Here is a 13,181-nt window from a genome sequence, read left to right as displayed (position 1 = left end):
AATTTGCAAGTGACCAAAGAAGGCTTCCAACAATTCCGGCCCAGATTGTTCGGGATTGGGGCGCGTCAACAGGGCTGCAAAGCGGTGTGTCTGTCCCTGATCGCTTGTGATGGAAAACGGCACTGATGCCGCAGCTTCGGCCACCAAACGCACGCAACGATAGGCAATTGCGTTGCGCTGAAAGCCCTCCCGCGCCAGCGCCCCATAGTCACGCGGGGTCCAGACCGGACGCCCCGGGCTGGTATAGGCCAAGAGGGATGACCCCATTTTGGCTTCAGGCCACGCCTCTGCCGCATTGGAATTTGATTTTGAGAAACGGTTGAGTAAAGGAAAGACGGCCATGACTGAATATCCGTTCATAGGCTACGGGCGGAGGGATTAGTCCCTTGATCGAGAATGAGGTCGGTGAGGGCCCAGACGAGCGCATCGACGCGATCAGGAGAGCCTGTGAAGCCCGGCGCGCCGAAACTGCACATCTGATCCTCTAATTCTCGAAAGTGCGCGGCGTGGCACACACGATCCTGGGCATAGAGAAGCGCGATAGGTTCAGCCCGGGCGCGTTTGCCATGGCTGGCATGAACCAAACGGATCGGGGCCATGGGAACAGCAAGCCGCAGCACGGTGCGCACCATTTCTCCGCCCTGATTGGCTTCGGCGACGATCATATTGGCGCGGAAGTGCTCATAAGCCCCCGCAACGCGCGCAGCCCAGTCGGCCGGCTGTAAGCCTTGTTCAGAAAGGTCCGCCAGAATAATCGCACGACGGCTAAGCCCGACACCGGATGCTGCGGCCACAATGATTCCGCAGGTATCAGCATTGGCCCCCGCGCTGACGGGTGGGTCCACAGCCACGACGATGCGGTCAAACTCGCCATCCAACCGACGGGCACGCACCTCGGCCATTTGGGTGCGTGTCCACAGTGCGCCTTCGGCGTCTTCAACCAATTCGCCTTCAAGTTCTTGCCGCGCCCAAACCGAACCATGCCAACGCGCGGCTAGATCTTCGACAAATCCATGGGCCAGAAATTGCCGATTATCCTGGGTGGCAGAGCGCGTGATCGCGCAGGTCGGGTCACCAAAAAGGTTTTTGAGAGCCGGTATGGGTCGAGGTGTGGTCGAGAGAACCAATTGCGGATCTGCGCCCAAGCGCAAAGCTGGTCTCAAGGTTGAAAACACCGCGTCGGGCTTTGGCCAAGCGGCCATTTCATCGCCCCACGCGCCGTCAAATTGCGGCCCGCGCAAACTGTCGGGGTCTTCAGCAGAGAAGAGGAGCGCATAGCCGCCATTGGGCCACACCAAGCGACGGCGCGACACGTCAAACCGAGGTCGCTCTTGCGGACTTGCTATGGCTTGTAGACCCGATTGGCCTTCGACCATCACATCGCGCACATCGGCAAATGTGGGACCAATCAAAGCCATGCGAGAACAAACGGCGTTTTCCATCTGCTCACGCACCCACTCGGCGGCAGAGCGCGTCTTGCCCGAACCACGTCCACCAAGAATGAGCCATGTCCGCCATGCTTGGACGGGCGACAGCTGGCTGTTGCGCGCCCAAAATGGCCAAAATCTTTGCAAGTGCGCGGCTTGGGCTTGATTGATGCCCGCGACAAATCGGAGCTGTCGATCTTCGGGCAGGCTGGCAACCTCGCTGAAACGCCAGCGAAAGGTCGTTCGCTGTGGGAAGGGCCAGGTGGGGCTGCTGGTAGGCTTGCCTGTCACGTTGCATGTCTTTCTCCAAGCGCGCCAAAAAGCGCGGGTCGTTGGTAGCGAAGACAAGGATGACGCAAGGCACGTATCGGTCTGAGAGAAAGCGACAAAAAATCGGGTGCCAAACAGCCAATGGCCCGAAAAATCGGCACTTTTGACTGGCTCAGATAGCGATTTCTTCAGGGATAAAGCTTGACCCATGGGGCGGATCAGCGGCGTTCTCTGACCTCATTTAATGGACGGGTTTCAGGCTGATGCAGGGCGTCTTTCGCGCGGACCTTTTGGAGCGCAAAGCCAAAATCAGAGCCTATCATATGCGCCTACTGACCATTCTGGCGGTGTGCGTAATCGTCCTTATTTGTCTGACCACCTACGCAACCTGGCGGCACTTTTTCTCGGATTTACCAAAGATTGCCTCCAATGAAGAAATGTGGACCGCCAATCGTCGGACGAGTTTGGAGATGGTCGATGCCAATGGCGAGACGATCACGATCCGCGGCCCGCGCTATGGCCGCAAAGTCAGTGTCGATGCCCTACCGGCCCATGTTCTACAGGCTTTCCTGGCCGTTGAAGATGCCCGCTTCTTTGAACATGGTGGCGTGGACCTGTGGTCAATCGGTCGGGCCGTGTTTGAGAATATGACTGCGGGCCACACCGTGCAGGGGGCCTCAACCATTACCCAGCAATTGGTCAAGAACGTCTATTTGAGCCCAGAGCAGACCTTTAAGCGCAAGTTGCAGGAAATGGTGCTGGCCTGGCAGATCGACAGCCGACTGACCAAGAAGCAAATCCTCGAAATCTATCTCAATCGGATCTATTTTGGTCAGAATGCGTATGGGATTGACGCGGCTGCGTGGCGCTTCTTCTCAAAGCATCCAAGCAAATTGACCTTGGCTGAGGCTGCCATGTTGGCAGGTCTTCCCAAAGCTCCGGGTCGATTGGCGATGGATTTGACTGCCGCTCCGGCGATCGAGCGGCGCGCGGTGGTTTTACAACGCATGGCCGCAGCCGGCTTCATCAGCCAAGCCCAAGCCGAAGCCACCATGCGCGAACCTGTGGTCCTGAAAGTCACGCCCGATATTCCAGAAGGCCAAATGGGCTATGTGATTGATATGGCGCAGAAAGAGGTCGAAAGCGTCGGCAATCAAGTCGCGCCGGACCGTGTTTTGCGCCTGACGGTCGATGGCAAAATGCAAGCCGCCGCCGTACAGGCGGTGCAGGCCTTGGTCGGTGACGGCTCGGGTACCGGTGTGACGCAAGCCGCCTTGATAGCCATGGATCGACAGGGGCGCATTCTCGCGATTGTTGGTGGCCGTAACTATGATGAGAGCAAATATAATCGCGCCACCATGGCCAAGCGCCAACCGGGATCAAGCTTTAAGCCCTTTGTCTATGCTGCCGCTCTCGAAAGAGGCATGACGCCCGATACGATCCGGGTGGATAAGCCGATTAGTTTTGGCGGCTGGCGGCCGCGCAATTTCAATGGCGGCTTTTCAGGTGCGATGACGCTGTCGACAGCACTCACGCGCTCGGTCAATACGATTGCGGTGCAACTGGCCTCTGAAGTCGGGATAGATCGCCTGATTTTATTGGCCCAGCGACTGGGCATTGACAGTGAATTGCCGCGCAATTTGTCCATCTCGCTGGGGGCCGGAGAAGTAACGCTTCTGGACATGACCCGCGCCTATGCCACTTTGGCCAATGATGGGGTGCGGGTGGACCCCTATTTGATCGAACGGATTGATACCACGCGCGGTACAGTGGCCTTTCAGCGCGAAAACAAAGCACCAGTCCAAGTCTATGAACCTCTGCGCGCGCGCCAAATGACGGCGATGCTCGCCGATGTGGTTGCCTTTGGAACGGGCAAGCGTGCGCGCCTGCCAGGCGGCCGCGAGGCTGCTGGCAAGACTGGCACCTCGCAAAACTTCCGCGATGCTTGGTTTGTTGGCTATACGTCTGACATCATTTGTGGTGTCTGGGTTGGCAATGACAGCTCTAGCCCGATGAATGGCGTCACCGGCGGCACCCTGCCGGCGCTGATCTGGGAAGACTTTATGGCCGCAGCCCATGAGGGCAAGCCTTTGTCGCCGCTTCCCACGCTGGACGATCTCAAACGGCCAAGCCCCAATACGCTGGCGGCTTTTTATGAAAGCTTGGCCGACATGTTTGCCGCGGCAGGCGGCCAAGATGTCGCCGCCCTACCCGCTTTACGTAAACTACCCAGTCAGACAGCTGTAGCACCGACGCCGCCTGCCAATATGGGCCGCTGAGTTTAAGCGGCCTGACGGGCCGCCAAAATCATATCAGACGCTTTCTCCGCAATCATAATCGTTGGGGCATTGGTATTGCCCGAAATGAGACGCGGCATGATGGAGGCATCGACAACACGCAAGCCCTCCACCCCAATCACCCGCAATTGGGGGTCAACCACGGCCATCGGGTCCCGCCCCATCTTGGCGGTACCAACCGGGTGATAAATAGTGGAACCGGTTTCACGGGCATAGGCAAGCAAGTTTTCGTCGCTGACAACACCAGAGCCGGGCTCCATTTCTGCTTCGATCAAGCCGGCCAAAGAAGGGGCCTGTGCCATGCGGCGGCCAATCTTCAGACCCTCGACAATGGTTTGTTGATCCAAGCTATCGGCCAGATAATTGGGCCAAATGCCTGCATGTTGACTGGGATCAGCCGACTTGATTTGAATGCGACCTGTGCTCTCAGGCCGCAATTGGCAGGGCGCGATGGTCAGACCCGGTTGGTCTTCCAACACCATTTTTTGCTCTTCAAACAGCTTCTTCTGGTCCATGGTGGCGGGCAGAATGTGATATTGCACATCGGGGGTTTCGAGGTCGGGCCGCGTCTTGACGAAGGCGGCAATATGCGCTGCCGAAAGCGTCAAAAGGCCTTTGCGTTGGAAAAGGAATTTCAAAACCTCGCCCACAAAAGTCAGCCCCTTGGTCATTTCATTGACCGACTTTACCCCTGCTTTCAGGCGATAGCGCATGCCGACGACATAATGGTCGCGCAAATTCTCGCCAACGCCCGGCGCATCTACTTTGACCTCTATGCCATGACGCTTGAGCAGCTCAGCCGGGCCAATGCCTGAGAGCTGCAGCAATTGCGGTGAGTTGATCGCCCCGCCCGAGAGAATGACTTCTTGCTTGGCCGACGCCGTCAGCAAATCGCCATCGACAGAGAATAAGACCCCTGTCGCCCGCTTGCCATCAAACAAGACCTTATGGGCCAGAGCATGGGTCCGGATGGTCAGATTGGTGCGGTGCTTGATCGGGTTGAGATAGGCGACGGCTGCTGAACAGCGCATGCCATTCTTGACGGTCAATTGGTAATAGCCAATCCCCTCTTGGTTTTCGCCATTCACATCATCATTGCGCGGAATACCGGCCTCAACACCTGCCTGAATGACCGCATCGGAGACAGGATGCCTTTGGGTGACATCCGACACATTGAGCGGGCCACCGGTCGCATGGCCCTGCAGACCAGAACGTTCTTGGTTTTGCGACTTCAAAAAATAGGGCGCACAATCATCCCAGCCCCAGCCTTCACACCCTAATTGCCGCCAGATATCATAGTCGCGCTGTTGGCCGCGAATATAGAGAAGGCCGTTGATAGAGCTGGAACCACCCAGCACTTTGCCGCGCGGCCAAACATGCTGGCGACCATTGGTGCCAGGATCTTCTTCGGTCTGATAGAGCCAATTGACCTTGGGGTCCTTCAATGTCTCGGCATAGCCAACCGGGATATGAATCAAGGGTGAGGTGTCCTTCCCACCGGCTTCCAACAGGAGCACGCGGATCTTGGGATCAGCGGTGAGGCGATTGGCCAAGACACACCCCGCGCTACCTGCGCCAATGATGATATAGTCATAGGTTTCGCCCGCAGGCAGATTGGCGTCGCTCATCCCAGTTTCCTCTGTTTTTGCTTTGATTTGCCGCTAGCTTAGTCGAGACGAACTCAAAGGAAAGCGGTTTGTGGGCATTGGGTGAAAAAATGACACTGCCGTCAACATGACGTAACGTAAACTTTGTACTTGACGTAACGGAAATCTGTCATAATTGTTATAACACTGGCCAGCATATCAGCTGCTCAGCTCCAATTTTAGGAGACAGCGTCATGAAACAGCCCCATGCCCTCGCATCCCCGACTCAAAAAATGCTGTATCGAACCGCCGCCCTCACGGGGTCAGGCATTTTGTGGATTGGCCTTGGCTATCTCGCGCTGACCTACGTGCCGACGATTCAAAAGCTGCAACCGCCTGAACCTCCGCCCATCGATATGGCGCACCCTGACAAGCCAAAACCCATCATCCCGCCTAAGCCGGAACCAGATCGGCCTGTCAAAAACCAACAAGCCCAACAAACCCCGGACCATGCTGCCCCTCTAACCGAAAGACCCACGACCGAAATTGTGCCACTTGGCCCAGTCGAAAGCCTAGTGATTGGCGCCGTCCAGGATGGGCCTTTGGTCTTTTCGGGCGGGGCAGAGACGCTTGGGCAAACAATTGATCCTTTGCCGACAGAGGTAAAACCAGAAACCCCGCCTGCCCCACCCCTCGTCATTAATCCGGTCCGCCAAGCTGGGGCTAATCCGGTATTTCCGCGCAAGGCCCTCGACCGCGAAATATCGGGCGAAGTGACGTTGAGCTTTACCGTCACGGCCGAAGGCAAAGTCGCCAATCTTATGGTGATCAATGAGGCACCGAAAGGCTATGGCTTTGCCGAGGCTGCGCGCAGAGCGGTCGAAGCTTGGACCTTCCAGCCCCAAACCATCGACGGGATCGCAGTGGCCTATCCCGCCCGTTACACGATTAGCTTTAAGCTCGAAGACTAATCTTTCGCCAAGCGGGTTGTGGCTTCAGCAGATGCCGCAGCCATGACCCGCGCCACGGCATCATCCGCATCAAACCGATTGGCAATTGCCGCGACAGCCACTGGCTTTTCAGGGTCAAAACTCAATTCTGCCAGCCAATAGGTGTTCGACCCATTGTGCCACAAGCTGCCGTCTTGTCGCTTCACCCATCCAAATGCGTAATCTGCTTTCGCTGGCGGCGTATGAAGATAGCGCCAAGTTACGACTTTGAGATAGTCGTCTCGCCTGCCTTGATGGCCAAGGCTATGGGCAAGTCCAAAGGCTAGTAGGTCTGGGATGGAGATGTGCACGCCACCAGCAGGTGCCATCGAGGCGGGATTATCCGCTTCGCTACCATGGCCGACCCCGATCAGACGGCCGCCCAAGAGTGCTTTTCGATGGCCTTGCGGATTGCCTGAAGGTGGTGGACCAAAACCAGCTGAAGCCATGTTCAAAGGCTTGAACACTTCTTCCACCATCAAATCCTCATAGGCCTTGCCCGTAACCGCCTCGCACAAGGCACCGGCCAGCACATAGCCATTATTGGGATAAACCATGCCCGTTTGAGGGGCTAAGGCGAAGGCCTTTTTGACCCATGTCAGGCGCCCTTCGCGTGGCCCGGCCGCCCCCGCCTGCGCAATCATATCCAAAGGCGATAAATTGGTGGGCATGCTGGTTTGGCCCGTCATCAAATCGGCGAGCGTTCTTTCCTGATAGGCGGGCAACATATCCGGCGCGAGGGTGCCAAAGGCGTCAGCCAGTTTCATGTTCCAAGACAACAGGCCCCGCTCAACCAAGCGGGCAACCAAGGTGGCCGTCATGGATTTGGTGATAGAGCCGACATGCCAGAGCTGGCTCGTCTTCACCGGGGTGGGATCCGATGTGGCGAGCTGTCCCGCGACAGCTTCGCGCATTTCGCTCGCCTGACCGCGCAGGATCGCAAAGCCGCCGACTAAAGCTGGGATCTGATATTTGGCCTGACCCGCCGTTACCTCGGCCTGAAGATCGCCCAAGTCCTTTAGCCCGCTCTTTTCGGGCTCCGCCCCGTCTGCCAAGCGCGATAAGGTCAAAGGTCGCGCACTGCCTTGCGACCAAGTGCCGTCTAAGGAACCTTGTTCCGTCAAACTCAAGGTCAAGCGCCCGCGGATCACCGAGAAGGTTACATCCAAATCTGTCTCGCCGACACGGCCTCCATCGGCGGGAATGGGTCGGTTGCCTTGGTCGACAGAATAAAGAACCGGCAATTGATTGGCTTGGATCACCAAAATAAGGCGCAGCGTGGCAGGGCCCGCAACCAATTCCCCACCCCAACGCCCGATCAATGCCGGTGCAGGCTCGGCTTGGACACTCTTGCTGGCCCCAAAGAGCCCTGCCAGAAATGGAAAGGAAACCAAAAGGGAGCGGAGCGAACTGCGGCGCGAAACCATAACCAATCCTAACAATCCAAACCTGTGGGACCCGCCTCAATCCATACCCAAAAACGCATTCACCGTCAGCCGTCCCGTGGCAGGATTTGGGTCGAACGCAAAATCTTTCGGAATATGGGCGCAATGCAGGCTGGAGCTAAGATAGACAATCATCCGATTGAAGCGCGCTTCATGACGGCCAATCAACTCATAGATGGGGCTGGTCTCGTCAATATAGGCGGCATCTGGCAGGCCGTGGTGAGCGACATCGGCATGCAGGGCTGCTTCAAAGGCCGCAAACCGGCCCGCGTCCACACTTTCAAAGCCCGTACTGCGTTGCCGGTAAAAGGCGGTGCCACCTTGCCTGTCGCCCTGCCCCAAATACAAAAGGGCTGCGACACGTCCATACTCAAGGCTGTCAAAATGCGGCAAGCGCTGGATCGGCTGCAACTGATCGGACGGGGTAGTCACCAGCGAGAAATTGCATTCTCGCAAGCCTGCCCGGCCAGAATAGTCAAAGCACCGTGGCAAGATTTCAGCCAAAGGTCCCAACAGCGTTTGAAACGACGATGGGGGCACTGGGGCCCGGATACCCGGATAAAAGGGGCCATTTGGCGCAAAGTCAGGGCCTTGAACGGCTAGATCAACCATAGCATCCGGATCGGTCAGATAATTGTCCAGCACCACCACTTTGATTGGTTCGCGCCCATGGTGATAGACGCGCGCGATCCGCCCTTGCGTTTCAAATTCCTCAACCGGATCTGACGGCAGCACCTCCCTTACACCCCATCTATCACAGCGCGACAATAATCCTTGGCGCGCTCGCCCTGCACGCGCTTGAAAGCTTCGGCACTGGGCGCAAGCCGACGGACTAGCAACAGCCCCTTATCGCTGGGCAGACTAACCACAACTTCGCCCGGCCGTGCGGCTATGGGCGAGCGGGCCGAGACAACCATGATGCGGGCCCCTTCAGGACCGATTTTGCGGTCATTCAAGGTGAAGACATTATCCGTATTGCCCGCATAAAAGGCTGCGGACGTATAGTCTGCTCCTTTGCCGATAAAGACCCGGACGGGGCCTTTACGGAGGTCTAGCGCACAGGTGGAATAAGCCAGATCAGGCGACGAACGCACAATCTGTTGGTTTTGCGGTGTCACCATATTGCCATGCGCCAAGCGGTTGAGGCCACCAGAGGCTTCGCCAATACGGGTCATGGCGATATTCATAATGACGCTGGGGATAAGGCCGATCGTCAATAAATGACCCAAAACCGCCAACAAAACACCAAAGGCGAGCGGTTTCAGCCAACTGGCTTGCTTCTTTTCTTGCGCCATTAGTTTGCCCCCCCTGAAGTTGGCGTTTGGGTGCAGGAGATTTTCTTGACCCGGGGCAGTTTCAAGGCCTGTAGGGCAGCCTTCTCAACCGATTGTGGATTATAAAGGCGGATGGTCAGCGAAAACGTGCCGCCGCCTTTACTGGACAGCCAAGGCCCGGGCGTTGTGGGCCGCGTCGCACTTAATGTTCCCGTCCATGTCGTTGCTGGGGCGACAAGGGCGCGGGTCGCGTCGATGGAGCTTGCCCCATCGGTATTGATCGGCAACATCTGATTGGCCCCATAAATCGTGATGGACCACCAGCGCGTTGGGATCGCCTCGCCCTCCAAGGCATAGGTACAGCCTTCAACCAGCTTGGCCCCATCCTCATCGACATCGCGGTTGAAATAGACTGTCTCTTCTTTGGTCAAGGCGAGGAGGCCAACACGTGCAATGGTGGCGCGCAGCCAAGGATTGGCGGCAGACGCCCCGACAGTTGGATCGGTTGACCAGCGGCCCGAGACAAGCTTTGCGTCACTGAATAGGCCGCCTGAGACAGCTAACGCTGAGCCCACACCCAGGCCTAAGCCCAAGACGCCGCAGATAAGCCATCGCCACATGGGCACTTCTCCCCCCTGAGTTCTTTGTTGCGGTCAGCTTAAGCGACTGGGCAGGAAAGAATAGAGCCCCAATACACTTCCGTCAGCCTTCAGGGCTGAGCGATGGCAAGGCACAATTCTCGCCCGATCAAGGCAGCCGTGCCAACATCGCCGCTGTCCCACCGCAAGACCAGCGCCTTGGCGCGCAGGCTCAAAAATGGAGCTTCCCCACCTGCCGCCGACATGGCCAAAGCAGGTCCCAAACGGGTGTTCCACACCAGCGCTGGATCCCGATCTGTGGCCCACGCCAAGCCATCCACACCACCGGGTGTCGGGACCGGCGTCAGAACGCCATCGGCCGGCAGCGCGAACGGCCACGGGGCCGCTTTCGGTGCAAAGATAAGGCTAAAGGGCATTTTCTGCTTCAGCCGGATTACCAGAAACACATGCGCGCCCGATTGAACAGCAGCCAAGGCAAAGCCCTGCACGCGGCCTGTCATGGCATCTTGCACCTCACGGGCGGAAATGGCGCGCAAGCCCGCATCTTCGGCATCCGATAAGGCTGCTTGGATCGCAGACTCATTAACAATAGAGGCGGCTTGGATTTGGGTAGTCACGCCGTCGCGGGCCCCTTGCGCCATCAAGCGCCACAGGGCGACCGCCCCTGCCCCCGTTGCCGCAAGAACCAGAAGAAGCACAAAAGCCCCTACCCCATAGGAGATAAAGCCCGGCGCATTAAGTGCCAAAGGTGCCAAGAGCGCTAAGAGCAAAAATGCGAGTACGAGCCCACCGGCTGACAGCGCGACCAAAACGCCCTCTGAGCCAGTGCGCGCCTTGGCCGCATCAAACCCATCACGCAAATTCTGCATGAGATATTTGGGGTTCAACAAGAAGGGTGCGCGCGCCATTTCCCCCTTTTGGGCTGACTCTGTGATTTTGGGCAATCCTGCGCCGAAAACGGATTAGGCTTGCGCAAAATAGCGGTCCAGCACGCCTTCATAAATGGTGGTCAGGGTTTCGATATCGCGTGTCTCCACCCGCTCATTGACTTGGTGCATGGTCGCCCCAACCAAGCCAAACTCACACACTGGGCAATAATCCTTGATAAAGCGCGCGTCGGATGTGCCACCCGTGGTCGATAATTCCGGCCTGCGCCCGGTCACGGCCTCACAGGCATCTTGGATGAGGTGGGTCAAAAGTCCTGGCGGGGTAAAAAAGGCTTCGCCTGAGACCATGATGGAAAGATCAATCTTGCCTTTGAACCCTTCTTCCGCACGCCGGGCTTCGGCCAGAAGCCAAGTCGACAGGCTTTCACCTGTGTGGGCAGTATTGAAGCGGATGTTGAAACGGGCCGTCGCCTTTTCTGGGATGACATTGGTGGTTGGATTGCCCACATCCATCGTCACAACTTCGAGATTGGAGGGCTGGAAACCTTCGGCCCCCTCATCAAGCTTATGGCTTTGAATCTGGTGCAGGAAGCCAATCAAGGCCCGCACGGGATTGGCCGCCTTATGGGGATAGGCAACATGGCCTTGAATACCTGTCACGGTGACGGTGCAATTGAGCGAGCCGCGGCGGCCATTTTTGATCATGTCGCCCATGGCATCCGGATTGGTCGGCTCACCCACCACGCAGTGATCGAGGACTTCGCCCTCCGCCGTAATGGCTTGCAGTAATTTCTTGGTGCCATGTAGCGCGACGCCTTCTTCATCGCCGGTAATGAGGAAGGAGATCGAGCCCTTGGGCTTGGGGTTTTTTGCCAAATAGCGTGCGGTGGCCGCGATAAAGGCGGCGATCCCGCCTTTCATGTCGGCGGCACCTCGACCGATCAACAAACCATCTTGCAGGGCCGCCTCGAAAGGATCGACTGACCACTGCGCGAGGTCCCCGGTCGGAACCACGTCTGTATGGCCCGCGAAGCAGAAATTGGGGCCCTCGGTGCCGAAGCGCGCATAGAGATTATCAATATCTTCGAACCGATAGCGTTTGACGCGAAAGCCCAAGGCCTCCAGCGCCTGTTGCACCACGTCGAGCGCGCCAAGATCAGCGGGCGTGACAGAGGGTTTGCGGATCAGGTCGCAGGCCAAATGAATGGGATCGAAATCAGATGTGGTCATAAGCCCAACCTAGGGCAGATTGGTGGCTCTAGCCAGAGGCGGCCACCCGACGGATCGCAGCCATCGCTGCCGCATTGGCGATCAAGTCCGCGCCCTCGGTCCAAACAGGCTTGCCGGTTTGAATAGCGTCCACAACGCCATCGAACTGATAGGCAAAGGTTGGGCGACGCGGGAAGGTTTCGCGGGTTTCTTGGCCGTCGATGGTCAGTTTCAATTCCGCGCCATATTGGGGGGCTAAAGGATTGTCGATATCAAGGCGACCCTTGGTGCCAACAAGTTCTAGCCGAGGCGGCTTGCGCCCGCCTTCTGGGTCCATATCGCAAATCACATCGGCCTCAAGGCCGGTTGGAAAGGAGAAATGGGCCGTTGTGCGCCGATCTACACCATCAGGTTCAAGGTCTTGGTGGGCGGCGGTCACAAGGGGTTCTGCCCCAGCCAAATGGCGCAACCAACTGACGGGATAACAGCCAAGGTCTGCTAATGCGCCCCCACCTTGGGAGGCTTGCCAGCGAAACTCCCGCGCATTGCGGACGATGGGAACCGAAAACTCCGCTTCACCGGAAACAAGCTCACCCAATTGGCCGGACTGAACAATGTCCACAGCCCGACGAAACAAAGGATGCCAACGATAATGAAAGGCCTCGATCAAGCGCTTACCGGCCTTATTGGCTGCATCTACCAAGGTTCGCGCATCGGCCTCATTCACCGTGGCCGGCTTTTCAAGGAACACATGTTTGCCCGCTGCAAGGGCCTTGAGGCTCCACTCACAATGCCCAGCAGGTGGCAGAGCAATATAGACCACATCGACATCATCGCGCGCGATCACTTCCTCATAGGTTCCCGCATGGGGGATCGAATGGGTCATGGCATATTCAAGCGCGCGCTCCCGCGTCGAAGCCCCAATCGCCACCAGAATTGCATCTGGATTTTCAGCTATGGGATCGATCAATGCGGGTTTGGCAATGCGTGCCGCGCCGAGAATAGAGAACCGAAGAGCCATCTACTTCCAATTCATCTTTACGGAGATAAAAACTTAAAGTCCGCAGTCTTTATCCGAATCGATAAAAACGCAACGGCCACACTTTGGTTCCGTTCGGCAGCGGGTCAAGCCCCACAGATCACGAAAACGTGATAATTATGACAAGGCTCAGATTATTTTCCAGATCGACGGTAAAAT

Annotated in this window: 11 protein-coding genes and 1 pseudogene; 2 read left to right on the top strand and 10 right to left on the bottom strand. The window is 57.2% G+C overall.

Going from position 1 to position 13,181, the window contains the following annotated elements; all coding sequences use genetic code 11:
- Positions 1-342 (bottom strand): annotated as a pseudogene (locus IOB61_RS09215) (hypothetical protein); the annotation flags it as partial.
- Positions 343-356: 14 nt separating this feature from the next.
- Positions 357-1,718, bottom strand: a complete 1,362-nt coding sequence (locus IOB61_RS09210; protein WP_290815444.1) for a terminase family protein — start codon at positions 1,716-1,718, stop codon at positions 357-359.
- 302 nt (positions 1,719-2,020) lie between these two features.
- Here IOB61_RS09210 and IOB61_RS09205 point away from each other — a divergent pair, with 302 nt between their 5' ends.
- On the top strand, positions 2,021-3,976 hold the full coding sequence (locus IOB61_RS09205) for a transglycosylase domain-containing protein (protein WP_290815442.1): 1,956 nt from the start codon (positions 2,021-2,023) through the stop codon (positions 3,974-3,976).
- Positions 3,977-3,978: 2 nt separating this feature from the next.
- Here the strand turns inward: IOB61_RS09205 and IOB61_RS09200 are convergent, their stop codons facing one another.
- Positions 3,979-5,622 (bottom strand): GMC family oxidoreductase, encoded by a 1,644-nt coding sequence (locus IOB61_RS09200; RefSeq protein ID WP_290815439.1) that lies wholly within the window; start codon positions 5,620-5,622, stop codon positions 3,979-3,981.
- Positions 5,623-5,834: 212 nt separating this feature from the next.
- On the opposite strand from IOB61_RS09200, the gene IOB61_RS09195 reads away from it, so the two are divergent.
- Positions 5,835-6,551 (top strand): TonB family protein, encoded by a 717-nt coding sequence (locus tag IOB61_RS09195; RefSeq protein ID WP_290815436.1) that lies wholly within the window; start codon positions 5,835-5,837, stop codon positions 6,549-6,551.
- Here the strand turns inward: IOB61_RS09195 and IOB61_RS09190 are convergent.
- The 7 genes from IOB61_RS09190 to IOB61_RS09160 all read right to left on the bottom strand — a co-directional run bounded on the left by IOB61_RS09190 (position 6,548) and on the right by IOB61_RS09160 (position 13,004).
- Positions 6,548-7,996, bottom strand: a complete 1,449-nt coding sequence (locus tag IOB61_RS09190; RefSeq protein WP_290815433.1) for a serine hydrolase — start codon at positions 7,994-7,996, stop codon at positions 6,548-6,550. The two genes, IOB61_RS09195 and IOB61_RS09190, sit on opposite strands and share 4 nt — an antisense overlap.
- 36 nt (positions 7,997-8,032) lie before the next feature.
- Positions 8,033-8,749: a DUF6445 family protein gene (locus IOB61_RS09185; protein WP_290815430.1), complete on the bottom strand. Its 717-nt coding sequence runs from the start codon at positions 8,747-8,749 to the stop codon at positions 8,033-8,035.
- Positions 8,750-8,754: 5 nt separating this feature from the next.
- Positions 8,755-9,309, bottom strand: a complete 555-nt coding sequence (locus IOB61_RS09180; RefSeq protein ID WP_290815427.1) for a DUF1254 domain-containing protein — start codon at positions 9,307-9,309, stop codon at positions 8,755-8,757.
- On the bottom strand, positions 9,309-9,908 hold the full coding sequence (locus tag IOB61_RS09175; RefSeq protein ID WP_290815423.1) for a DUF1214 domain-containing protein: 600 nt from the start codon (positions 9,906-9,908) through the stop codon (positions 9,309-9,311). Before IOB61_RS09175 ends, IOB61_RS09180 begins: the two co-directional genes overlap by 1 nt.
- Positions 9,909-9,997: 89 nt before the next feature.
- Complete coding sequence (locus IOB61_RS09170) at positions 9,998-10,795, bottom strand: hypothetical protein (RefSeq protein ID WP_290815420.1); 798 nt, start codon at positions 10,793-10,795, stop codon at positions 9,998-10,000.
- Between the two features lie 54 nt (positions 10,796-10,849).
- The gene (gene dapE / locus IOB61_RS09165; RefSeq protein WP_290815417.1) at positions 10,850-12,004 is read right to left on the bottom strand and encodes a succinyl-diaminopimelate desuccinylase; all 1,155 of its coding nucleotides are present in this window, start codon (positions 12,002-12,004) and stop codon (positions 10,850-10,852) included.
- 28 nt (positions 12,005-12,032) lie between these two features.
- Entirely contained in the window at positions 12,033-13,004 is a 972-nt protein-coding gene (locus IOB61_RS09160; protein WP_290815415.1) for a Gfo/Idh/MocA family oxidoreductase, read from the bottom strand.
- Positions 13,005-13,181 lie beyond the last annotated feature (177 nt).

Origin of the sequence: Aquidulcibacter sp. (assembly GCF_020253525.1) — a bacterium.
Lineage (GTDB): Bacteria > Pseudomonadota > Alphaproteobacteria > Caulobacterales > Aquidulcibacteraceae > Aquidulcibacter.
This window is presented reverse-complemented; position numbering and strand designations above follow the sequence as displayed.

Excerpts from the sequence above, each read along its gene's own strand:
- IOB61_RS09170 (WP_290815420.1), bottom strand. The coding sequence starts at position 10,795 with ATGGCGCGCGCACCCTTCTTGTTGAACCCCAAATATCTCATGCAGAAT.
- IOB61_RS09175 (WP_290815423.1), bottom strand. The coding sequence starts at position 9,908 with ATGTGGCGATGGCTTATCTGCGGCGTCTTGGGCTTAGGCCTGGGTGTG.
- IOB61_RS09180 (WP_290815427.1), bottom strand. The coding sequence starts at position 9,309 with ATGGCGCAAGAAAAGAAGCAAGCCAGTTGGCTGAAACCGCTCGCCTTT.
- IOB61_RS09205 (WP_290815442.1), top strand. The coding sequence starts at position 2,021 with ATGCGCCTACTGACCATTCTGGCGGTGTGCGTAATCGTCCTTATTTGT.
- dapE (WP_290815417.1), bottom strand. The coding sequence starts at position 12,004 with ATGACCACATCTGATTTCGATCCCATTCATTTGGCCTGCGACCTGATC.
- IOB61_RS09190 (WP_290815433.1), bottom strand. The coding sequence starts at position 7,996 with ATGGTTTCGCGCCGCAGTTCGCTCCGCTCCCTTTTGGTTTCCTTTCCA.
- IOB61_RS09160 (WP_290815415.1), bottom strand. The coding sequence starts at position 13,004 with ATGGCTCTTCGGTTCTCTATTCTCGGCGCGGCACGCATTGCCAAACCC.
- IOB61_RS09200 (WP_290815439.1), bottom strand. The coding sequence starts at position 5,622 with ATGAGCGACGCCAATCTGCCTGCGGGCGAAACCTATGACTATATCATC.
- IOB61_RS09195 (WP_290815436.1), top strand. The coding sequence starts at position 5,835 with ATGAAACAGCCCCATGCCCTCGCATCCCCGACTCAAAAAATGCTGTAT.